Below are 23482 nucleotides of genomic sequence, written 5' to 3'. Positions count from 1 at the left end.
CCGACAATTGACTTGTCGGTTTTTATTTTATACGATTTCACTTGTTAATTCGCGTGAAAGTAATTTTTCGTGCATAGGCTTCAAAATATCCAATGAGCCTGTTTTTACGGTACATTTGCCCTTATAATGAACAAGAATTGTACATTGTTCTGCCTGTTCCAAAGTATGTTTGCATATTTCAATCAGGCTATCTATTACATAATCGAAGGTGTGAATATCATCATTATGCAATACAAGTTTATAGACTTCATCCGTATCATCCAGAACGAGGACTTCTTCCTCATATTGACGTTTTGGATTTTCATAGTCTTTTATGCTATTATAAAAATTCATTCTTAGTTGTTTTAAACTTCACCAATTTTTTCTGCTAAACTATCAATAGCATTGGGTTCCTGGTATATCAATTCAACAAGTTCCACACTCTTATTATTCATTTTCAGGATTTTGAAGTGATAATCGTCCAAATTAAATTCCTGGTTTTCTTCAGGAATTTCTTCCAGTTCATAAAGAATAAACCCAGCCAATGAGTTGTATTCGCTTTCTTCTGAAAGAGGAAGCTTCTTAGGTAAAAATTCATTGATCTCATCCAAAGGCTGAGTCGCTTGTACCCAATAGGTATTATCCGCTATTTTGTCAACGATCTTTTCCTCGTCATCTTCTTCATCCTGAATTTCCCCTACAAGCTCTTCAAGAATATCTTCCAGGGTAATAATTCCTTCAGTTCCTCCAAATTCATCAATAACGATAGCAATATGCTGTTTTTTCAATTGGAAAGTTTTCAATAAGTCTGAAACTTTTTTACTTTCCACCACGAAAAAGGCGTCACGCATTAAGTCTTTAAGATCTTCATGATCCAAATCTCCTTTTCTTTTAACAAATTCTCTTATAATTTCCTTGGTGTAGAAAATTCCGATCACATTGTCAATAGAATCGATATATACAGGGATACGGGAATATCCACTATCCATAATTTTATTAATAATATCATTCACATCTTCTTCGAAGTCGATGGAAGTAATATTTTGTCTTGGAACCATGATTTGTTTCGCAGAGTGATCTGTAAAATCAAAAGCATTTTTAATGATCTCATAGTTTTCTTCTTCAATTTCACCACTGTCAGCACTTTGTTTTACCAAAAGCTGAAGTTCTTCTGTAGAGTGAATTTCCTGCTCTGAAGCCGGGTGAATTTTGATCAGTCTTAAGAAACCGTTTGACATAAGATTCATTAACCAGATAAACGGTTTGAAAACAGTATAAAAAGCCCTTAATGGAACTGCTGTTGCCATAGTGGTTGCTTCCGATTTCCTGATGGCTATCGATTTAGGAATAAGTTCACCAAATACAATGTGCATAACAGTAATCAGTACAAAACTGGTCGCTACCGAAATGGTAGTAATTGTTGTCTGAGTCAAATCAATGTTCAAAGACGTGAACATATTTTCAAAAATATGGTGCAGTGCGCTTTCTCCTACCCATCCAAGGGCAAGTGATGCCAACGTAATACCTAATTGTGTAGCGGAAAGATATTCATCAAGGTGCTTGATAATGTGTTCTGCCTGCTTAGCCATAGAATCGCCTTCTGCGGCTTTTATTTGGATTTGTGAGTAACGAACTTTAACAATTGAAAATTCTGCGGCTACGAAGAAGCCATTTAGTAAAACAAGAAATAAGGCCAGCAAAAGCCTGACTATGTCCGAGTCCATTTAGAAGTTGTATAAATTTTATTAGGTACAAAGATATGCAAAATAAAAATAACCTGAATCCTGGATAGATTATTTCAATAAGGTAATTTTTAAACAAAAATTTGACTTCTTAAAACCTATCTATTTTAGAATAAAAAAAATAATTGGATAAAGACATTCATTTCTGTGCAAAAGAATGAATTTTGGATACTTAATCACAGTTTCAACCCTTTTGAAATAAAAAAAGCACCGATAAATCGATGCTTTTGATTGTATGTTAAAATAATTCTTTACGAATTTTTCAAAGCTTCTGCTCCGGAAACAATTTCCAAGATTTCGTTGGTAATTGCAGCCTGTCTTGCTTTGTTGTAGAAGATCTTAAGATCATTTCTAAGCGCTTCTGCGTTGTCTGTTGCTTTGTGCATTGCAGTCATTCTCGCTCCGTGCTCAGATGCTACTGAATCTAAGATCGCTTTGAAAACCTGAGTTTTAATTGATTTTGGAATCAAATTATCCAGGATCTCAGCTCTATTAGGTTCAAAGATATAATCTGTTTCAACCTGTGGCTCTGTAGTTTCAGGCATTGAGATTGGAAGAAGCTGTTCTGTAGTTACTTCCTGAGTGGCAGCATTAACGAATTTGTTATAAATAACGTAAACTTCGTCAAATTTACCTTCTTTGAAGCTGGTCATTACACCTTCTGTAATATGAGCAACTGCATCAAAGTTCAAATTATCATAAACAGAACTTCCATTAGCATATACTGAACGATTTCTTCTTACAGCATCATATACTTTTTTACCTACAGGAAGAACTTCAATCTCATATTGAGAATTGTTCTGAAACTGAAGGTTAAGCTCTTTTACGATTGAAGAGTTAAAAGCTCCCGCAAGACCTCTGTTTGAAGTAACAGCGATGAAAAGTATTCTTTTAACCTCTCTTTTCTGAGCATATACAGAAATCTGATCAGGATCAGAGCTAGAATTTACATTCTGGATAAGCTCCTGTAATTTTTCAGAATAAGGTCTTAACATTACGATTGCGTCCTGTGCTTTTTTAAGTTTCGCAGCGGAAACCATTTTCATAGCACGTGTAATCTGCATCGTAGATGAAATTGACGTAATTCTGCCTCGTATTTCTTTTAAGTTTGCCATTAATTTGGGTTCAAAGTTTAAGGTCTAAAGTTTAAGGCTTAAAACTTACATTTTAAACCTTAAACATTGAATTTTTTTAGTTGTATTTAGAAGCTAAATCGTTAGCTGCCTGCTTAAGAACGCTAGTAATATCGTTATCAATTTTCCCAGACTTGATAGCAGCCATAGTATCAGGGTGCTTAGATCTTAGGAACTCGATATACTCGTGTTGGAATTCTTTAATCTTGTTCAATGGAACGTTTCTCATTAAGTTTTCTGTTCCAGCGTATACGATTGCTACCTGACTGTCTACAGGAAGTGGTGCATTTACCGGCTGCTTAAGGATTTCTACGTTTCTTTCTCCTTTAGAGATTACTGCTAAAGTAGAAGCATCAAGGTCAGAACCGAATTTAGCAAACGCTTCAAGTTCTTTATATTGAGCCTGGTCTAATTTAAGAGTACCAGATACTTTTTTCATTGATTTGATCTGAGCGTTACCTCCTACTCTCGATACAGAGATACCTACGTTGATCGCCGGACGAACCCCTGAGTTGAATAGATCAGACTCCAAGAAGATCTGTCCGTCAGTAATAGAGATTACGTTAGTTGGGATATACGCAGAAACGTCACCTGCCTGAGTTTCGATGATTGGAAGAGCAGTTAATGAACCACCTCCTTTCACGATTGGCTTAAGAGACTCTGGTAAGTCATTCATTTGCTTAGCAATTTCGTCATCAGCGATTACTTTTGCAGCTCTTTCCAAAAGTCTTGAGTGAAGATAGAAAACGTCTCCAGGGTAAGCTTCACGGCCCGGTGGTCTTCTTAATAGTAGAGAAAGCTCACGGTAAGCTACAGCTTGTTTAGATAAATCATCATAAACGATAAGCGCTGGTCTACCAGTGTCTCTGAAGAACTCACCGATAGAAGCTCCTGCCATTGCAGAATATACCTGCATTGGAACTGGATCTGATGCGTTAGCTGCAACAATTACAGTATATGCTAAAGCTCCTTTATCAGAAAGCGTTTTAACGATTTGTGCTACAGTAGAAGCTTTCTGACCGATAGCAACATATATACAATATACTGGTTTACCAGCATCAAAGAATTCTTTTTGGTTGATGATCGTATCGATCGCAACAGTAGTTTTACCTGTTTGTCTGTCACCGATGATAAGCTCTCTCTGACCTCTTCCTACAGGAATCATCGCATCAATTGCAACGATACCAGATTGTAAAGGCTCAGTTACCGGTTGTCTGAAGATAACTCCAGGAGCTTTTCTTTCTAATGGCATTTCGTATAAATCTCCTGTGATAGGACCTTTACCATCGATAGGGTTACCAAGAGTATCAACTACTCTTCCTAACATCCCTTCTCCTACTTTAATAGAAGAGATTCTGTTTGTTCTTCTTACTGTATCCCCTTCTTTTACTAATTTACTTTCACCTAATAGAGCAACACCTACGTTGTCTTCTTCAAGGTTAAGTACAATACCTTCTACATCACTAGAAAATTTCACCAACTCTCCGTATTGTACGTTTTCTAACCCGTATACACGAGCAATACCATCACCGATGGTTAAAACTGTACCTACTTCCTCAACGTTTGATTGAGTATCGAAGTTGGCCAATTGCTGTTTTAAGATCGCAGATACTTCTGCCGGATTTATTTCTGCCATTGTATGGTTGTTTTTCTTAATTTAATTGGAAATCTTTTTTAACTTGGTTCAATTTGGTCTTCACAGACGCGTCTACCTGCTGGTCTCCTACTCTTAGGATGTATCCACCTAAAATATCCTGGTTGATATTTACTTTCAAATCGAAGTTTGAATTAGCATTTACCAAGTTGGTGGATCTTAGAATCTGATCAATATTCTCTTTAGAAAGCTGAGTTGCTGTGGTAAGCGTTACTCTCTGCACTCCGTTGATATCTTCAACTTTGTTGATGAATTCCTGAGCGATATTCTTTAATTGGTTCTCACGTCCGTGCTTAATAACCAATCTGATCAAATTCTGGGAAGATGCTGATAAACCTTTGAAAATTTCGTTTGCTACCTCTATTTTCTTTTTTGCATCAATGTAAGGTGTAAGGAAGAATTTGTTCAAATCTTTAGATTCAATCATGATCTTCACTACATCTTTCATTTCAGAAAATACGGCAGCTGTCTGACCTGATTCATTCGTGAAATCAAGTAAACCCTGTGCGTATCTTTTCGCTACTTTAGATGTAAGCATTCTTAGTTAAGGTTAGATTTGTTGATATAATTTTGAACTAATTCGTTTTGAGCTTCAGTGTTATCTAACTTTTGTTTCAAGATAGACTCTGCAATGTTTACAGATAAAGCACCGATTTGAGTTTTGATGTCTGCCATTGCAGCATTTTTCTCAGCGTTGATTGTTTGCTTAGCAGCTTCGATAAGTTTATCTCCTTCAGCTTTAGCTACATCTTTAGCTTCACCTACGATTCTGTCTTTAATTTCTCTAGCTTCTTTAAGGATAGCGTCTCTTTCGATTTTAGCTTCACGAATAATTCTTTCGTTGTCAGCTTTAAGATCTTCCATCTCTTTTTTAGCCAATTTAGCTTGGTTTAATGCATCAATGATAGAAGTTTCTCTTTCATTAACAGCATTTACAATTGGTTTCCAAGCGAATTTAGCTAGAAGAAATAATAGGATAACAAAAGTAAGCGTCATCCAAAACAAAAGTCCAATTCCAGGTTCAATAATTCCCATATCTGTAAATTCTTTTTTTAAATGTTATTTTATGGATCGTTTTTTTAAAAGATTCTTAGCAGCAGCCAACCGCTTTACTGCTAAGAATGTTTTTTGAGGATAGATTACTTGATGAAAGCACCAAAGATGATCGCGATAAGACCAGCACCTTCAATAAGACCAGCAGCAATAAGCATTGCTCCTTGAATCTTACCAGCTTGTTCTGGTTGTCTAGCGATAGCGTCCATTGCGTGACCACCGATTTTACCGATACCTAGACCTACACCTAGTACTGCTAAACCGATACCTACGTAAATTAATCCTGCTCCTGTTGATAAATCCATAATAAATAAATTATATTAGTTAAAAAATTATTTTAAATTCTTTCTTTTAATTAGTGAGCGTGCTCTTCGTGACCGTGCTCATGTTCGTGCTCTGCAACTGCGATTCCGATAAATAATGCGGATAATACAGTGAAGATGTATGCTTGCAATGCTGCTACCAGTAATTCCAATACTGAAACAAATAATGCTAATGGTACAGATGCAAATCCTAATAATGGAGTTTTGAAAATGAAGATCAATGAAACGATCGCCAAGATCATAATGTGTCCCGCTGTAACGTTAGCGAAAAGTCGCATCATTAAAGCGAAAGGCTTTGTGAAGATTCCGATAATCTCGATTGGAACCATAATTGGATACAATAAGATTGGAACTGGCGGCATAAAGATGTGTTTCCAGTAATCTTTATTCGCACTGAATAATGTAATTAACAATGTAATAATAGCTAATACCGCTGTGATTGCAATGTTACCTGTAAGGTTTGCCCCGAAAGGAAAGAAAGGAATCAATCCAAATAGGTTGTTAATCCAGATAAAGAAAAATGCAGTTAATAAATAAGGCATGTATCTTTTATATTTAACAGACCCGATATTTGGAATAGCCACCTCGTCTCTGATAAATACAATCACCGGCTCCATTAATTTTCCAATACCTTTTGGAAGTTGTGATTTTTTATAGTTTCTTGCCATTCCTATGAACACTACTGCCATAAAAATTACTGACAAGAACATTGAAGCTGCGTTTTTTGTTACTGAAAGATCAAAAAACACTTCGTTTGATTTTTGCTTTCCACTAATGATTGAAAATAATGTAGCTTTTTCAACTCCTTTAGTAGAAACTACCTGTCCGTGCTCTAAAGTATACCCATCATGTTCGTGTCCGTGAGCAATACTGCTAGAAAGAAAAGTATGCCATCCTTCATTATCTTTAATAATAACAGGCAAAGGGATAGAAACGTGATGTTCTTCACCACTTTCATCTTTTGTAGTCCATAAATGCCATTCATTAGAATCACCAATGTGCTCCATGATCATAGTGGTCGCATTGAAGCCGTCTTTCACTTCTTTGTTCTCTACTTTTTCCGCTGATACTTCTCCTTCTGATTCGTGTTGAGCTGCAGCTAAACTGCTTATAAACACAAATAAAAATGCGAAAAATAATGAAGAAATTTTTCTGTTCATATCTCTTTTTTAATCGTGTGCAAATATATCGATTTTATTAAACTTTACCAATACTAAAAATTGATTTTTATCATCAAAAAAATCAAGACTTATTAATGAGTTTTATTATGGGTAAATAAATAAGGAATGATGCGATGAGAAAACAGATCACTATAAAGAGAAAATTAGCTTTAGTCTTGTCTATGATTATTAAAGACACAATAAGCCAGATCAGATCCTTAGACAGGTTAATGACAAGAAATTTCATTCCTGCATCCTGTTTACCGTACAAATACTTTTTAAATATTATATATACTATTATATTAAGTAATGATATTAATAATACAATAATGAAACTATCAAGAAAATTCATGCTGCAAAAATAGGATTATAATTTTTGAAACAAAACTATTCTGAGTTCTTCTATGCATTAGAAGCCGGAAGCAGAAAAAAAGGATGGAGGTTATATTGTATTTTAATATCTAAGGAAAACTTCCTTCTCTTACTTCCCCACCTTCGTTAAATCTTTTATAAAACACCTAAGATTATCTAAATAGTCCATAAAACAGCCCTCTTTTATATTATCGGCCTCAAAAATACCCCTTCTCCCCGCCTCCAGCTTCTAACTTTAATCAAATCCTTATAATATTAAGTCTATCATACTCAGGTTTCTTAAAAATTCCTTATTTTTGCAAACCTATAATTTACAATAAATATGTTTAATAGTTTACAGGATAAATTAGACAAGGCATTACATAATATTTCCGGACGTGGAAAAATTACCGAAATCAATGTAGCGGAAACCGTAAAGGAAATCCGTAGAGCATTGGTAGATGCCGACGTTAACTATAAAGTTGCAAAGGATCTTACTAAAAGAGTTCAGGATAAAGCTTTAGGCGAAAATGTTCTTACCTCCCTTACTCCAGGGCAGTTGATGACAAAAATCGTTCATGACGAGCTTGTGGATTTGATGGGAGGTTCTCAGGAAGGAATTAATCTTTCAGGAAAACCATCTGTAATCCTTATTGCAGGTCTTCAGGGTTCTGGTAAGACTACTTTCTCCGGAAAACTTGCTAATTATTTACAAACAAAAAGAAATAAAAAGCCTCTTTTGGTAGCATGTGACGTTTACCGTCCTGCTGCAATTGACCAGCTGAAAGTATTAGGAGGACAGATTAATGTTCCTGTTTATACTGAAGAAGGAGCTACCAACCCTTCTACTATTGCTGAAAACGCAATCAACTTTGCAAAGGCTAACAATCACGATGTAGTGATCGTAGATACCGCAGGTCGTTTAGCAATTGATGAGCAGATGATGAACGAGATCAAGTCTGTACATTACTTCATCAAGCCACAGGAAACCCTTTTCGTAGTGGATTCCATGACAGGTCAGGATGCCGTAAATACTGCAAAAGCATTCAACGATGCGTTGAACTTTGACGGAGTTGTTCTAACCAAATTAGATGGTGATACAAGAGGGGGAGCTGCATTAACGATCCGTTCTGTGGTTGAAAAACCTATCAAGTTCATTTCTACAGGAGAGAAAATGGAAGCCCTTGATCTTTTCTACCCGGAAAGGATGGCAGACAGAATCCTGGGAATGGGAGACGTTGTTTCCTTAGTAGAAAGAGCTCAGGAACAGTTTGATGAAGAAGAAGCTAAAAAGCTTCACAAAAAAATCGCTAAAAATGAGTTTGGTTTTGATGATTTCTTAAAGCAGATCAACCAGATCAAGAAGATGGGGAATATGAAAGACCTTATGGGAATGATTCCTGGGGTTGGAAAGGCTATCAAGGATGTAGAGATCAGTGATGATGCATTTAAGCACATTGAAGCGATCATCTACTCTATGACCCCGGAAGAAAGAAGAAAACCTTCTATCATCAATACTCAGAGAAAAAACAGAATTGCAAGAGGTGCAGGAAGAAAAATTGAGGATGTAAACCAACTGATGAAACAGTTCGATCAGATGGGTAAAATGATGAAGATGATGCAGGGACCTCAAGGAAAACAGATGATGCAGATGATGAGCAAAATGCCAAACATGCCTGGAATGGGTGGAATGTTTGGAAAATAACTCAGAAACAATCTTATCAAAATATAAAATCCGACTCAAAATTGAGTCGGATTTTTTGATCTTTTATCTTTAAACAAATTGATTATTTATCAGACTTCTGAGCTTTCCCTTTGATAAAATAAGAGAAACCAACGTTAACCCCGAAAGTTTTAATATTCGTTTTAACATCGGTATTCATAATAGTTTCCTTATTGGAAAACTGGTCATAAGAAATACCTAAATTGACTCCTAAAGACGAAGTAGCCATATAAGTTACCCCTCCTTTTACTTTCCATGCCAAACCATCTGTAGTAACCTCTGTATCTCGCATTAATAAAGGATCAAGCCCTTCATTATTGATGTCTTTATAAAAAGAATACTTTGTTTTATTGGACGCATATCCAATCCCTGCTCCTAAGAATGGTACAAACTTAGTGGAATTAGTAAAATAATAAGTAGCTGTAGGCATTACAGAAAACGTAGAATTTACAGATTTAAGGCCTTGGTATTTAGTCGTAGTGTTTACATATCCTAAGTCGATACCAACTGCTAATTTATCTATAACGAAATATCCTACGGAAGGCGTAATTGAAAATGTATTTACTTTTGGACCGTCAGTAGACTTCCCTCCTACTTTTACTGTAGTTGTAGTGTTATTAAAACCCATTCCTGTGTTTCCACTGATTACCCAGTCCCCTTTAGTCATTTGGGCATTAGAAAGCCCGAAAAGTGCTACTGCACCTGCTAATAATAGTTTTTTCATGATTATTAATTGAATTATTTAAATTTATAACCTACTCCAAGTTGGAAAAAGTTCATTTTTAGTTTTTCACCATCTACAGGATTCTTGATCATATTAGTCAGACCAAAACTATAACGGGCATCTACAAACAACCCTTTATAAAGGGTATAATCTGCTCCTAAGAATAAACCAAACTCTGTAGACTTAAGGCCGTCATCAAAGGTTTTTTCAAGATATTTCTCTCCTTCATTTAAAGCAGCCTGATTAGAAGGTGCTCCACTAACCTCCATTTTAACTTTTGTATTGGTTCTGAAGCTCACATATGGCCCCGCATAAAGCCCTAGTTCCGGCGTAGCATAATATCTTGCGGACACAGGAATTACAATTCTGTTAAAGTTAAGCTTTTCCGTTACCGTAACACCATACGCTTTAACCACTGCTTTACCTCCCAGATTTGCATATTCAACTTCTCCCTGTAATGCAAACTTATTATTGAATTTATGTTCTACCAATCCTCCCACATAGAAGCCGGATTTTGACTCCATACTCGCTTTGATTCCTTCAATTTCAAAATTATCATCATTGGAATTCAAAGTTGATAAAGCATAACCTGCTTTTACTCCAAATTTTGTTTGTGCATGAAGCCCTGCAAATAAAGCAATTGCAGATGCTAATAAGATTTTTTTCATGATTATTATATATTTTAAATAGTATAAGGTAAAAAAAGCCCTAAGATAATAATCCTAGGGCTCTATTGCTATATGCTTTGTTTATTATTTTGCAAATACATACTTAACTCCGAAAGTTACAGCTTTTAAGTTTAAACCGAAGTTATAATCGTTAACTCTCTTAGCTCCGTCAACATTTTCTTTTGAAGTGTTGTATCCAAATTCACCGATAGTAGCTTCAATAGTCCAGTTTTTGTTTAAGAAGTAATCTAAACCTGGCTTAACGTTAACACCGATTGAAGTGTAGTTATTTTTAGTAGAAGCAGAAGTAACAGTTGTAGTCCCTCCTGTTGTAGTTGTAGCAGTACCTTCTACTTTATTTTGACCAAATTCCATAGGAACCTCTAATTGACCGAAGATGTATAATTTATCAGCTAAAGTCCAGTACTTTCTTACGAAAGGAGCTACAACAAATGCTGGCTTAGATCTTTCAATTTCAGTTACAGTTGCTCCACTTGGGCTAGTAGTAGTTTCTGTATTTTTACCGTTTTTGTATCCTAAACCTAAACCTACTGCTAAGTTAGTGTTTACGAAATAACCTACAGTTGGAAGAACTTTAATACTTTCTACTTTACTGTTATCGTTGTTATCTTCAGTTTGAGAATAGCTAACTTGTCCTGATAAATATGTAGTTCCTTTAGCAATCTGAGCATTTGATAAACCAAAAAGTGCAACAGCACCCGCTAATAATACTTTTTTCATTTTAAAAATTTTTAATACTTTCTGGAGGCAAATTTACAGTCGTATCCACTAATATTAAAATTTGTTAATGTGATTAATATCATTGTTAAAATTTAAGCTTTTACAAAAATAAATCATATCCAAGAGAGTCTTTTGAGTTTTTCACAATATTATGAATAAAAAAATAACGATTCCTTAACCAGAGCTTAATATGTTTAGGTTTTGAAATTTATAGATTTTCGTAAAATCAGCATAATTTGGGAAAAGAGAGCCAAAACACTCTTGTTAAAATGTTAATTTTTAATGAATTAACTGTTAAAATTTAAACAAATGTTTATAATTCGAGACTAATTTTAACCTCTCAAAGCAGTACAAGAGAGTTATATACCCAAAATCCTATAACATCTAAAATGTTGGCCAATAAAAAACTCCGGCCTTTGACCAGAGTTTCGTATGTTTATTTGAATATATTCTTATTTAATAAAGAAGTTGTATCCTAAGTTAACAGCACCTATGTTCCAGCTGTCTCTGTACCAACCGTAATCACGTCTGTTGCTTACAGACTGGTATCCTATGTATAATTCTCCTTTAGACATCTGGTATCCAAATTTAGGCTGTGCATAGAAACCGCCATCTATACCATCTTTAGTAGAAATACCATATCCCAGGTCTAACCCTACAAAGATAGGAGCTCCTTTAAATTTATATTTACCGGAAACGGCTACAGGAATAAATCCGAAATCATCAAAGTGATCTTTACCGAAGAAATGAGAATATCCTGTTGTTACCCCAAGGTCAAAACCTTTAGCAATATTCCACATATAAGCTCCATCTACTCCTAATGTAAATGAAGATACATTGCTCGCATCAGATACAGGCACACCAATATGTCCGCCTAATTTTAAACCTTCCTGCGCCTGAGCAGCCCCTCCTAAAAGTGCAAGAGCACCTACTAATAATAGCTTTTTCATTTTTTAAGTTTAAATTTTACGCCCCAAAAATACTAATTATTTTCATCACAGGGATATATTTCTATAAATGACACCTATTAAAAACAAAAAAGCAGGACAAATATTTTGTCCTGCTTATCTATAAGTTGTATGTTTTAAATCTTAAGAATTAGTTTCCTCCGAATTTGAAACCAACACCAACCTGAATAAAGCTGTTCGTTGCTTTTTCACCACCTTCAGGGTGTTTAGCCAAGTTAGAAACTCCAAGGTTATATCTTGCATCAAAGAATAAACCATTTTCCAAAGCATACTCAGCACCTACAAATGGAGCGATATTTAAAGTACTTGTCTGGTCTTTAATATCCTCTTCTCTATCTGCATTAAATTCAAATCCTGGAACACTTATTCCAAAATCAGCTGTATATTTTGCTTTGGCAGAAAGAATCACTCCGAAACTTGCTCCAGCAGAAACAGATAATCCTTCAGTAATAAAATATTTCGCAGATACAGGAATCAATAAAGTATGTAACGTCTGCTTTGATTTAAAGTTAAAAAATGTAGCTGGATCGTCTGGATCAGCCTCAGCTACCTTTACTTTACCTCCTAGTGGAGAATATAAAAGTTCTCCCTGAATTCCAAAGTTGTCATTGAATTTATACTCAACAATTCCACCTACATAAAATGTATGTACAGGATCTGAAGTTTCAGAATGCCCATCCGCTTTGTACTTTAATGTAGAGTATGAATACCCTGCTTTAGGACCGAATTTTAAAGACTGTGCGCTTGCGTTAATTCCCAATACAGCTACCGCTGCAATAAGTAAAAGTTTTTTCATTGTTAATTAGTTTTTAATTAAGGTTTGCAAAACTAATTATTTTTTTCAAATTAACAAATTTTAAGACAACTTTTGAAGGTTAATAAAAGGTTAACAGAACTTTTACTTATAAAGAATTAATCATTTCTCAGTCTTTTATCTTCATCATTATAAGCCAGAATAATCTTTCTTACGACAGGATGTCTTACCACATCTTCTTCTGTAAGATGTACAAAACCAATCTCTTTCACTCCATTCAAAATCCTCATGGCTTCTTTCAACCCGGACTGCTGGTTCTTCGGAAGGTCGATCTGGCTTGGATCCCCTGTAATGATAAACTTTGCGTTCATCCCCATCCTTGTCAGAAACATTTTCATCTGGGCATGCGTTGTATTCTGAGCTTCATCAAGAATTACAAAGGCATCATCAAGGGTACGTCCTCTCATGAAAGCTAGTGGAGCTACCTCAATTACTTTCTTTTCCATAAAACCTTCCAGTTTTTCATGCGGAATCATATCGCGAAGCGCATCGTATAAAGGTTGTAAATACGGATCCAGCTTTTCTTTAAGATCTCCCGGTAAAAACCCAAGACTCTCCCCTGCTTCTACAGCGGGTCTTGTCAGGATAATTCTCTTAACTTCCTTATCTCTTAGAGCTCTTGCTGCTAAGGCTACACTGGTATATGTTTTTCCGGTTCCCGCAGGTCCAATCGCAAAAACCATATCTTTTTTCTCTGTTTCTTTTACCAGTTTTTTTAGATTGGTCGTCTTTGCTTTGATTACTTTTCCGTTGACACCTTTTACGATGATATCCTGGTCAAAGACTAATTGTTTTTCATTTTCGTCTTTAATATTTAGGATATTTTCAACGTCTTTCAGCCCTATTGAGTTGTTTTTCGAGATAAATTTTACAATATCATCCAGTTTTTGCTTCAGTATATCTAAAGCTTCCTGATTTCCCATCGCAAAAATATAATGGTCTCTTCCAGTAATCTTAATCGTCGGAAAGCTTGATTTTATTAAGTTGAAATATTGGTTATTAACTCCATAGAAGATTTTCGCATCGATATCTTCCAAATCATATGTCAATTCAAACATGCAGTATTTTTATTTTTAGATTTTAAAATTAAAGCTTTTTTTCAAATTTATATCAAATTCTTTTCAACAATCTTTCGGGCTTTCTTTTTATTTTAAATAACTTTGCAAGACTACACTATTCTATAAATTGCTCATGTCAATTATTACCCTTACTTCGGATTTCGGAAATTTAGATTACAGAGTTGCCGCTGTGAAAGGCAAAATTCTGTCTCTAAATCCTGAGGTTAATATTATTGATATAACCCACGACATCCAGGCATTCAATCTCATACAAACGTCTTATATTGTAAGAAATGCTTATAAATATTTTCCCAAAGGAAGTATTCATATCCTTTGTGTAGACAGTTTTTACCATAAATCAAGAAGAAATATCCTTTATAAAGCTGATGGTTCTTACTTTCTGGCTGCAGACAACGGCCTTTTAAGTCTTATCTTCTTTGATATTAAACCGGAAGCCATCTATGAAATCACACTGAATAACCGTTTTGATGATATTATTAATTTCACCTCTACGGATATTTTTGTTCCGGCAGCCGTACATCTTGCCAATGGTGGTCTTCCTGAAGTAATTGGAAGAAAAATAGATTCCGTAAAGCAACTGATGTTCCCAAGGGCTGTTTATAATGAATCTGAAGGAATGATTATTGGTGAAGTTACCTATATTGACAATTTCGGAAATATAATCTCAAATATCAATCAAGATTTCTTTGAAAATATCAGCAAAGGGTACAATGGTTTTACTATAAAATTCAGAAACCTAAGCCTTTCAAGGATCTTTTCCAGCCACACAGAAGTAGTTTCAGACTGGGAAAGGGAGACTGAATTTCATGGGCAGTCTGCTGCAATCTTCAATGACAGTCAGTTATTGGAGCTTACGATCTATAAAGGAAGTAAGAAAAACGGTGCTAAAAGCCTGTTTGGGTTGAATGTAGGTGAAAATATCTACATTGAGTTCATGTAAAATTATATATTTCATAAAAAAACCGATTTTTTTTATATATTTGTCAAAATCTAAAAATCAAAAATGGCAGAATACAAATTATTGCTTCCTTCCATGGGAGAAGGGGTTATGGAAGCGACAATTATCACTTGGTTATTCAATGAAGGTGATAACGTAAAAGAGGATGACTCTGTAGTAGAAATTGCAACAGATAAAGTAGATTCAGACGTTCCGACACCAGTTTCGGGGAAAATCGTAAAAATTTTAAAGCAAAAAGATGAAGTTGCAAAAGTAGGTGAGGCCATTGCTATTTTAGAAATTGAAGGAGATGGTTCTGCTTCTGAGGAAGTAACCACTGAAACACCGGCAGCTACTCCGGATACTGAAACATTACAAACCATTGAGCAGCCTTTACAAACAACAGCTGCATCCAATGTAGAATTCTCAGGAGATCTTTATTTATCTCCACTTGTAAAATCAATTGCACAACAGGAAAATATTTCTGAAACTGAACTGAAATCTATCAAGGGAAGCGGTTTAGAAGGAAGAATTACCAAGGAAGATATATTAGCATATGTTGCTAACAAAGGAAGCCAACCTGCTCAACAGGCTGCTCCTGTACAGACAGCAACGGCTCCAAAACCAGCAGTTTCTGCACCCGCAGCAACAATTACTGCCGCTGCAGGTGATGAGATCATTCCTATGGACAGAATGAGAAAGATCATCGCTGAAAACATGGTGAAAGCAAAACAAATTGCTCCACACGTGACTTCTTTCATTGAAACAGACGTTACCAACGTTGTAAAATGGAGAAACAAAAACAAAGCGATCTTCGAAAAGCGTGAAGGTGAAAAACTAACATTCATGCCTATTTTCGTAAAAGCTGTAGTAAAAGCAATTCAGGATTTCCCAATGATTAATGTTTCTGTAAGTGGTGAGAATATCATCAAAAAGAAAAATATCAACATCGGTATGGCAACCGCTCTACCAGACGGAAACCTTATTGTTCCTGTAATCAAAAATGCAGATCAGTTATCACTTTCAGGTCTTGCTAAAGCGATCAATGACTTAGCTTACAGAGCAAGAAACAAGAAATTAAGACCGGAAGATACTCAAGGGGCTACCTATACAATCTCTAATGTAGGAAGCTTCGGTAACCTTATGGGAACACCAATCATCCCTCAGCCTCAGGTAGCTATTTTAGCGATTGGAGCTATCGTGAAAAAACCTGCAGTTCTTGAAACAGCTGACGGTGATGTAATTGCGATCAGAAACTTAATGTTCATGTCTCACTCTTATGACCACAGAGTGGTAGACGGATCTTTAGGAGGAATGATGCTGAAACATGTTCACGACTACCTTGAAAACTGGGATCTGAACACAGAAATATAAGTAATAAGTAATCAGCAATGGGTAGTTTACTTGATGCTGATTATATACCAGATATAAAACCTTCGATTTTTGATCTGAGGTTTTTTTATTTCTCAATCTGAGTATCTTTGAATTGAAGAGTAATACAACTGTAGGTTGAATTGTCTTATATAGAACAGAACCCATTACAATTACTTATGAAACAATTCATTTTGGCCACATTCGCTTTAAGTATTTCGGTGACAGCCTACTCTCAGAAAGCTGTTTCATCAGCATTAATAGATCAATATGTAAAAGAAGTGATTAAAACCAACCAGATTCCCGGTTTGGCTATTGGTATTATAAAAGATGACAAGATCATTTTTCAACAGTATTATGGTACGGAGACTCTTGAAAATAATAAAAAAGTTGATTCAAATTCAATGTTCAGAATATATTCTACTTCAAAGTTAATATCAAATGTTGGTATTTTTCAATTGATTGAAAAAGGTCAGTTATCTTTGGAAGACAACCTCTCAAAGTATCTTGAAAATCTACCTAAAGAATGGCAGGATGTGAAGGTAAAAAATCTATTGACTCATTCTTCGGGAATTCCTAATCTTATTGCTTTTAATGATATTTCGGCAGATGATTCTAGTGCTAAAGTTTTTGAACGGCTGACAAAAGAAAAAATGGACTTTAAAACAGGAAATCAATTCAGATATAATCAGACAAATTACCTTCTTCTTACTATGATTATTGAAAAAATCACGGGACAGTCTTTTGAAAATTTCATCCTGAACAATCAGTTTTCCGATTCTAAAAACCAGGTTATTTTCTCTTCAAATGCTCTCGAAAAGATTCCGAACCGTGTGGTAAAATACAATTACAATCCAGGAAAAAAGCAATATGAAAAATCTACTGATATTAGCGGAACAAGAGCCCATTCGGCCAACGGAATAGCGATAACACTTCCTGCATTTTTAAAATGGAGTATTCATCTTAGTAAAAATGATTTATTAAATCAAAAAACAAAAGAAATGATGTGGCAGCCCTTTGATTTTGGTAATAAAAAAGATGTTTTTGCTTATGGCTGGGACATCAATAAGGTAAACAATATCACTTCTTACGCTTTTTCTGGTGGAAATGTAAGCGCCTATAAAATTTACCCAGAGAATAATATGGCCATCATCATGATGTCTAACGGATATAACTTATTCCCTATTCAGCATAGGATCATTAATCATATTGCTTCTATGATTGATAAAAATCTAACAGATGATTATTCATTGGCAGATGAAACCATTATTTCTGAATTTTCTAAAAAGAATAATCCTGATGCGGAGAAAATCTATTATTCCATAAAAGTAAAAAATCCAAAGTGGAATTTTGAGAACACCCTGAATGATATAGGTTATATTTTACTGAGAAATTCAAGAATTGACGAGGCTGTTAAGGTTTTTGCTTTAAATGCTAAGGAAAATCCACAGTCGGCAAATGCTTTTGATAGTTTGGGTGAAGGTTATTTTTCTGCTAAGAATTACGTTTTGGCTTTAGAGAATTATAAAAAATCATTAGCAATAAATCCTGAAAATACCAATGCTGTAAACATGATTCGAAAAATAGAAGATGTAATGAAAAAGAAATAACACATACTTTATACTCATCCGTCTTTTCTGAGTGTTCTTCCATAACGATTCTTTTTTGTGCATCAATATTTCAGGACAGGACAATTTTAAAATATAAAACCTTCGTTTTGTGATTGAAGGTTTTTTTGGATTTCTGCCTTAATAATTTTACCTTTAAACAAACTACATACAATGGAACTTGATTTCAGAAAACTCTATGTTACTAAATTATTTGATTTTTCCAAAGAAGATGAGGAGCTGATTTTTGAAATACATAAACAGTTATCTGCAACCTATAATATTTCGATGGCAGATATTGAAAATTCTCCATACAGCAAGTTCCAGTCTCAGGAGATAAATTTTCTACAGGAGCCCAAGCTCTGTTACAAAATTACAGCCAAAAATAAAACAAGTACTTTTTATCTTTTTATTGTTAATTTAATAGAAACAACAATCAAAGGAGCCCGTGCCACAGATAAATATGATACTTTAGAAATTTGGGGATTAAAGGAAATGAATGAAGATTTTGGTTTTATTTCCATCAACAGAAAAAAGTTTGCAGACAAAATCGCAGGGATCTTTAGTAATAGTAAGTCTAAAGAAAATAAAGACTTTACTAAGTAGTGATTCTTTCAAAGCAATGACATTCCTGAACCCGAAAAGAAAGGAAATCATAAAGTCTATTTCTGATGAGGATTTCAAAATAGAGGTTAAACATACTATTTCCGGCTTGAGAATATCCAAAGCATTGAGCCTTGAAAACGCATTAATCATTTCAAAATTTTTAGAAGAAATATAAGTTTCAGTTTTTTTAACGTAATTTCATCCCTCAAAACCTACAAATGCTGAAAATCCTCATCCTTATTCGTAAATCCATAAAGAAATCGTTTGATAACATCCGGAATGAACAGTTGAAAAACAATCTTCTGCAAGCCATTCCTTTTTGGATCGGATCTGTAATTACCGGTTTTTTTGCAGTATTATATGCTCAAATATTTGCCTGGGGTGAACATCTCATGAACTTTATCTTCGATTGGCACGCATGGATGATTTTTATTATTGCTCCCATAGGTTTTGTGCTTTCCTGGTGGTTGGTAAAGGAATTTGCTCCCAATGCTAAAGGAAGTGGAATTCCACAGGTAATGGCGGCTGTAGAACTAGCCAATCCAAAAGAACATACAAAGATAAGAAGCCTTTTAAGCCTAAAAATCATCATCTTTAAAATCATTTCTTCTGTGGTGCTGGTAATTGGTGGTGGTGCTGTAGGCCGTGAAGGGCCCACCATTCAGATCGCTGGCTCTGTTTTCAGAAAAGTCAATGAATATCTCCCTGATTGGTGGCCCAAGATTTCTAAGAAAAATATGATTATGACAGGTGCTGCTGCCGGACTTGCAGCAGCTTTCAATACTCCTCTTGGTGGAATTGTATTTGCAGTAGAGGAATTATCTAAAACACACATCAACTACTTTAAAACAGCTTTATTTACCGCTGTAATTATAGCAGGTTTAACCGCTCAGACTTTAGCAGGATCCTATTTATACCTTGGATATCCAAAAACAAATGATGTATCCTTAATGGTTATGTTTCCGATTATGCTTGTGGCAGCCACAGCCGGAATTATGGCCAGCCAACTTTCCGTGATTATGCTAAAGATTAACGACTGGAAAAAGAAAACATTAAAAACAGACAGAGCCCATGTTGCATTTCTGGTTATATGCGCTTTAATCATTGCTTCCATTGCTTATTTCATTAATAGGGAAATTCTGGGATCAGGAAAAGAAATTATGGAACGGGTGCTTTTTACAAAAAATAAACATGAAGACTGGTATGTCCCCATTTTGAGAATGCTGGGTCCTGCTCTATCTTTTACTTCCGGAGGAGCTGGTGGTATTTTTGCCCCAGCCCTTACTGCCGGAGCAAGTATCGGATCTGTTATTTCAGGAGTTATTCATTTAACTCCCAATGAAACCAACGTGGTCATTTTAGGTGGAATGGTGGCTTTTCTTACCGGAATTACACGTGCACCATTTACATCAGCCATCATCGTATTGGAAATGACCGACAGGCATTCATTGATTTTCCATCTGATGCTCGCCGGAATGGTTTCCTCTATTGCTTCAATCTTGGTGAGCAGACATTCTTTGTATGATGTATTAAAGGTCAATTTCCTAACAGAGCTCAGAAAAGACTAAACATATTAAATTAAAAAAGACCTGTTTTACAGGTCTTTTTTAAGCATTATCTTTAAATCCTTCATGGCCTCTAAAACATCAGCTGCCACTTCATAATCAGTAAGTTTAATCACCAACTTACTCAATTCTCTTTTAGATTTTGTAATTTTATAGGTAACAATATTTAAATATACAATATTATCTTTTCTTTTTGACAGATCATGAAAAGCCACCACTTTACTAAGGTCCCAAAAGTCACCTGCATGAATAATCTTACCTTTAGCATTCAATGAATTGATCTTAATATTTTCTCCATCAAACTCAGCATGCAGAGACAAATCATTTCTGTCACGGTCAATTCCGTACTCATTGATCTTCGCAATGATCAGGCTTTTGGCTTCATCTACGGTTTTATATTTTCCTAAAATTTCTGTTTTTCCATTGGTGTAGGTGATTTCGTAGACTTCCGATTTATCCATAGAATGGCTTGGACCATCAGGATTGTCCAATTTCTTATAAGTAATATTAGAAGGGCCAATTTCTATAAGTTTAACCTCTACAGAATTTCCGTTCTTTTTAGTGATTTTGTCTTGAGAATAGAATAAACTTCCTACCAGGAGTAATGGTAATACGTAATAATTAATTTTCATTGTATGATAAAATTTGTTTTCTGATTAAAGTAGTAACCCGAATGCAAAAATCAGTCCCCAACCACAAAAATTCCGTGTATTATTTCGATAAATAGTAATTATCTTGAATCAAAAACAGAAACTCATTTTTAAAATATTGTAAATCAATCAAGAGTATAATATCTCCTTTATTAAATATTTATAATCATTCTACTAATCTCTTAACCAAACGGAAGTCCTATTGCTCCTGATTTCTGAATTATCTCATTATACAGAGACCAAGAGCTATCATTATACTCTCCAACTTTCAACTATTACACAAATGCTCTTGCATATTAAAAATATATTTTCTAATTTTGCACCTCGAAATAATTAACAAATATTTTAACATTATGAACAATTACGAAACTGTTTTCATTTTAACTCCCGTTCTATCTGAGTCACAGGTAGAGGAAGCAGTGAACAAGTATGTAGATCTTATCAAAGAAAAGAACTGCGAAATCGTTGCTAAAGAAAACTGGGGATTAAAAAAATTAGCTTACCCAATCCAATTGAAAAAGAATGGGTTCTATACTTTAATCGAATTTAAAGGTGAAGGTTCTGTAGTAGCTGACTTAGAATTGGCATTCAAACGTGACGAGAGAGTTATCCGTTACCTTACTACAAAACTTGACAAGCATGCTGTTGAGTACGCTGTAACAAGAAGAGCTAAAGTAAAAGCAGCTAAAGCTTAATTAATTAACCCTATTTTTTAAAAAAGACAAGACATGGCAATAGATGAAATGGCTAAACAAGCCTCAGCTGGAGGAGAATCAGAAGTAAAATTCCTTACTCCACTTGATATCAATACAAAATCTGAAAAGAAATATTGTAGATTCAAAAAATACGGAATTAAGCACGTTGATTACAAAGATGCTGATTTCTTATTACAGTTTGTAAACGAGCAAGGTAAAATCTTACCAAGAAGATACACTGGAACTTCTTTAAAATACCAAAGAAAAGTTTCTGCTGCTATCAAAAGAGCAAGACACCTTTCTTTACTACCTTACGTAGCTGACTTATTGAAATAAGACAAAATAAATAAAAGAAGAGAGCAATCTCTTCTTTTGTTGCTGAATAAATAATTAATTCTAACTTGATTTTAGACTCGTCTAAAATCTTTAAAAAGGACAACAACAATGGATATCATCCTAAAACAAGACGTAGAAAACTTAGGACTTGAGTTTGATACAGTAAGCGTAAAGCCAGGTTATGCTAGAAACTTCTTACTTCCTCAGGGAATTGCACTTTTAGCTACCCCTAAAAACAAAGCAGCTCTTGAAGCAACTTTGGAAGCTAGAAAAGAAGAAGAAGCTAAATTAATCGCTGCTGCTAACACTGTAGTAGATCAATTGAAGAAAACTTCTATCACTATTCCTGCAAAAGTAGGTTCTGGTGATAAATTATTCGGATCTATCAACAATGCAGATCTTTCTGCTGCTCTTGCTAAAGCTGGAGTTTCTGTAGAGAAGAAATACATCAAAATCCCAGGGAACACTATTAAGAGAACTGGTAAAGTAACTGCAAACATCAGATTACACAGAAACGTTGAGTACAATTTCGAATTCGATATCGTATCTGACGCTCCAGTTGTAGCTGCACCTGCTGCAAAGAAAGAAGAAGCTAAATCTGAAGAAGCTTAATAAGCGACTGAGATTTTCTCACCATACAAGACCACTTCAATTATTTGAGGTGGTTTTTTTGTGATAAAAACAAATGGCTTAAAACTATCTATCCCCTCTTAATTTCTGTTGATATTCCGTTGGGGCTACTCCAATTACCTTTTTAAAAATATTACTGAAAGAAGATAGGCTATTATAGCCAACCATCATCGCAATCTCATACATATTGTATTTCCCTTCAAGCATTAGCTCTAAAGAACGGGTAATTCTTAAAGCTCTCAGGAAACGGACGTAATTCATGCCTAAAATTTCCTTGAATTTTCTGGAAAGGGTTCTTGTACTCATTCCGAACTCTTTCGCTGTGGATTCAATTGTTAAAGGCTTTTCCAAGTTAGCATGAATATACCTGGCAATCTTTAATAATGTTTCATCTTTGGGAAAGGGATGCTGTATTGGAAACGCCAGATGCTTGTGTTTTTTTTCTTGTAAAACACCTTTAAGTGCTTTGAGGAAATAATATTTTGAAGCATCATTTTTTGTGATTTTCCCATTCCAGTCTTTGGTATATAAAATCATCTCCCGAAGTAACTCATTAACTGAATAAATATTGATTTCATCAAAAAAGCCATTTTCTCCTTCTTCTTTTTTAATATAAAAATTATATAAATCCACTTTTGGACTGGTAGAAAAAAGATAATGGGGTGTTCCGGCCGGAATCCACATAAAACATCTGGCTGGAAGATACCAGTGTTTCAAATCTGTAAAAACATGCACAATACCTCCTTCTGCATAGACTAACTGAGCAGAACTATGGTAATGGATATCTGTTGTAACATTTCCAGTAAGGACATGATATACATAAAACTCGGCATCATCGTCTTCTACAGCTTTAAAATGATTATCATTCATGAAATAAAGATAGGCATAATTTTTAAAATGGCGTAAATGATCAAATCTTTTTCTGTTTTCACAAATAGTGTCCGCATACTACCGTCGTAAATTTGCAGTATAA

General features: G+C 34.9%; 25 protein-coding genes. 9 read left to right on the top strand and 16 right to left on the bottom strand.

Annotated elements, in window-relative coordinates; all coding sequences use genetic code 11:
- Nucleotides 1-27 precede the first annotated feature (27 nt).
- From EG344_RS21105 to atpB, 8 genes are all read right to left on the bottom strand, one after another.
- Nucleotides 28-333 carry an ATP-dependent Clp protease adaptor ClpS gene (locus EG344_RS21105; protein ID WP_123911284.1) on the bottom strand — a complete coding sequence of 102 codons (306 nt, stop codon included), beginning with the start codon at nucleotides 331-333 and terminating at the stop codon, nucleotides 28-30.
- A gap of 11 nt (nucleotides 334-344) precedes the next feature.
- Nucleotides 345-1703 carry a hemolysin family protein gene (locus EG344_RS21100; RefSeq protein ID WP_123911283.1) on the bottom strand — a complete coding sequence of 453 codons (1359 nt, stop codon included), beginning with the start codon at nucleotides 1701-1703 and terminating at the stop codon, nucleotides 345-347.
- 269 nt (nucleotides 1704-1972) lie between these two features.
- Complete coding sequence (atpG, locus tag EG344_RS21095; protein ID WP_123911282.1) at nucleotides 1973-2836, bottom strand: ATP synthase F1 subunit gamma; 864 nt, start codon at nucleotides 2834-2836, stop codon at nucleotides 1973-1975.
- Between the two features lie 76 nt (nucleotides 2837-2912).
- Nucleotides 2913-4490 carry a F0F1 ATP synthase subunit alpha gene (gene atpA / locus EG344_RS21090; protein WP_123911281.1) on the bottom strand — a complete coding sequence of 526 codons (1578 nt, stop codon included), beginning with the start codon at nucleotides 4488-4490 and terminating at the stop codon, nucleotides 2913-2915.
- A 16-nt stretch (nucleotides 4491-4506) separates the two neighbouring features.
- Nucleotides 4507-5046, bottom strand: coding sequence for an ATP synthase F1 subunit delta (gene atpH / locus EG344_RS21085; protein ID WP_065394237.1), 540 nt, complete (start codon nucleotides 5044-5046; stop codon nucleotides 4507-4509).
- A 2-nt stretch (nucleotides 5047-5048) separates the two neighbouring features.
- The gene (locus EG344_RS21080) at nucleotides 5049-5543 is read right to left on the bottom strand and encodes a F0F1 ATP synthase subunit B (protein ID WP_115973782.1); all 495 of its coding nucleotides are present in this window, start codon (nucleotides 5541-5543) and stop codon (nucleotides 5049-5051) included.
- Between the two features lie 104 nt (nucleotides 5544-5647).
- A complete protein-coding gene (locus EG344_RS21075; RefSeq protein ID WP_007844726.1) occupies nucleotides 5648-5866 on the bottom strand; it encodes an ATP synthase F0 subunit C in 219 nt (72 codons plus the stop codon).
- A 50-nt stretch (nucleotides 5867-5916) separates the two neighbouring features.
- A complete protein-coding gene (gene atpB / locus EG344_RS21070; protein ID WP_123856076.1) occupies nucleotides 5917-7044 on the bottom strand; it encodes a F0F1 ATP synthase subunit A in 1128 nt (375 codons plus the stop codon).
- 694 nt (nucleotides 7045-7738) lie between these two features.
- On the opposite strand from atpB, the gene ffh reads away from it, so the two are divergent.
- On the top strand, nucleotides 7739-9100 hold the full coding sequence (gene ffh, locus EG344_RS21065; RefSeq protein WP_123856077.1) for a signal recognition particle protein: 1362 nt from the start codon (nucleotides 7739-7741) through the stop codon (nucleotides 9098-9100).
- Nucleotides 9101-9182: 82 nt separating this feature from the next.
- Here ffh and EG344_RS21060 read toward each other — a convergent pair whose 3' ends face one another.
- From EG344_RS21060 to EG344_RS21035, 6 genes are all read right to left on the bottom strand, one after another.
- The gene (locus EG344_RS21060; RefSeq protein ID WP_123911280.1) at nucleotides 9183-9842 is read right to left on the bottom strand and encodes an OmpW family outer membrane protein; all 660 of its coding nucleotides are present in this window, start codon (nucleotides 9840-9842) and stop codon (nucleotides 9183-9185) included.
- 14 nt (nucleotides 9843-9856) lie between these two features.
- Nucleotides 9857-10510, bottom strand: coding sequence for a porin family protein (locus EG344_RS21055; protein ID WP_123911279.1), 654 nt, complete (start codon nucleotides 10508-10510; stop codon nucleotides 9857-9859).
- 84 nt (nucleotides 10511-10594) lie between these two features.
- A complete protein-coding gene (locus tag EG344_RS21050; RefSeq protein ID WP_123911278.1) occupies nucleotides 10595-11251 on the bottom strand; it encodes an outer membrane beta-barrel protein in 657 nt (218 codons plus the stop codon).
- Nucleotides 11252-11703: 452 nt separating this feature from the next.
- On the bottom strand, nucleotides 11704-12201 hold the full coding sequence (locus EG344_RS21045; protein WP_123911277.1) for a hypothetical protein: 498 nt from the start codon (nucleotides 12199-12201) through the stop codon (nucleotides 11704-11706).
- Between the two features lie 148 nt (nucleotides 12202-12349).
- On the bottom strand, nucleotides 12350-13015 hold the full coding sequence (locus tag EG344_RS21040) for a porin family protein (protein ID WP_123911276.1): 666 nt from the start codon (nucleotides 13013-13015) through the stop codon (nucleotides 12350-12352).
- Between the two features lie 116 nt (nucleotides 13016-13131).
- Nucleotides 13132-14091: a PhoH family protein gene (locus tag EG344_RS21035; RefSeq protein ID WP_123911275.1), complete on the bottom strand. Its 960-nt coding sequence runs from the start codon at nucleotides 14089-14091 to the stop codon at nucleotides 13132-13134.
- Nucleotides 14092-14224: 133 nt separating this feature from the next.
- On the opposite strand from EG344_RS21035, the gene EG344_RS21030 reads away from it, so the two are divergent.
- From EG344_RS21030 to EG344_RS21010, 5 genes are all read left to right on the top strand, one after another.
- The gene (locus EG344_RS21030; protein ID WP_123911274.1) at nucleotides 14225-15052 is read left to right on the top strand and encodes an S-adenosyl-l-methionine hydroxide adenosyltransferase family protein; all 828 of its coding nucleotides are present in this window, start codon (nucleotides 14225-14227) and stop codon (nucleotides 15050-15052) included.
- Between the two features lie 63 nt (nucleotides 15053-15115).
- On the top strand, nucleotides 15116-16423 hold the full coding sequence (locus EG344_RS21025; protein ID WP_123911273.1) for a dihydrolipoamide acetyltransferase family protein: 1308 nt from the start codon (nucleotides 15116-15118) through the stop codon (nucleotides 16421-16423).
- 176 nt (nucleotides 16424-16599) lie between these two features.
- On the top strand, nucleotides 16600-18030 hold the full coding sequence (locus tag EG344_RS21020) for a serine hydrolase domain-containing protein (protein WP_123911272.1): 1431 nt from the start codon (nucleotides 16600-16602) through the stop codon (nucleotides 18028-18030).
- A gap of 171 nt (nucleotides 18031-18201) precedes the next feature.
- Nucleotides 18202-18633 (top strand): hypothetical protein, encoded by a 432-nt coding sequence (locus EG344_RS21015; protein WP_123911271.1) that lies wholly within the window; start codon nucleotides 18202-18204, stop codon nucleotides 18631-18633.
- Between the two features lie 218 nt (nucleotides 18634-18851).
- A complete protein-coding gene (locus EG344_RS21010) occupies nucleotides 18852-20201 on the top strand; it encodes a chloride channel protein (RefSeq protein WP_123911270.1) in 1350 nt (449 codons plus the stop codon).
- 26 nt (nucleotides 20202-20227) lie between these two features.
- Here EG344_RS21010 and EG344_RS21005 read toward each other — a convergent pair whose 3' ends face one another.
- A complete protein-coding gene (locus EG344_RS21005; protein WP_123911269.1) occupies nucleotides 20228-20830 on the bottom strand; it encodes a hypothetical protein in 603 nt (200 codons plus the stop codon).
- A gap of 371 nt (nucleotides 20831-21201) precedes the next feature.
- Between EG344_RS21005 and rpsF the strand changes: the two genes are divergently transcribed.
- The 3 genes from rpsF to rplI all read left to right on the top strand — a co-directional run bounded on the left by rpsF (nucleotide 21202) and on the right by rplI (nucleotide 22491).
- Nucleotides 21202-21543 carry a 30S ribosomal protein S6 gene (gene rpsF, locus EG344_RS21000; RefSeq protein ID WP_047095723.1) on the top strand — a complete coding sequence of 114 codons (342 nt, stop codon included), beginning with the start codon at nucleotides 21202-21204 and terminating at the stop codon, nucleotides 21541-21543.
- Nucleotides 21544-21576: 33 nt separating this feature from the next.
- Entirely contained in the window at nucleotides 21577-21879 is a 303-nt protein-coding gene (rpsR, locus tag EG344_RS20995; RefSeq protein ID WP_034706728.1) for a 30S ribosomal protein S18, read from the top strand.
- A gap of 108 nt (nucleotides 21880-21987) precedes the next feature.
- Complete coding sequence (rplI, locus tag EG344_RS20990; RefSeq protein WP_123911268.1) at nucleotides 21988-22491, top strand: 50S ribosomal protein L9; 504 nt, start codon at nucleotides 21988-21990, stop codon at nucleotides 22489-22491.
- Between the two features lie 84 nt (nucleotides 22492-22575).
- Here the strand turns inward: rplI and EG344_RS20985 are convergent, their stop codons facing one another.
- Nucleotides 22576-23379, bottom strand: a complete 804-nt coding sequence (locus EG344_RS20985; RefSeq protein ID WP_123911267.1) for a helix-turn-helix domain-containing protein — start codon at nucleotides 23377-23379, stop codon at nucleotides 22576-22578.
- Nucleotides 23380-23482: the final 103 nt, after the last annotated feature.

The organism is Chryseobacterium sp. G0162 (genome assembly GCF_003815715.1).
Taxonomy (GTDB): Bacteria; Bacteroidota; Bacteroidia; order Flavobacteriales; family Weeksellaceae; genus Chryseobacterium.
The sequence above is the reverse complement of the archived record's forward strand: the minus strand, read 5'-3'. Positions and strand labels throughout refer to the sequence as shown.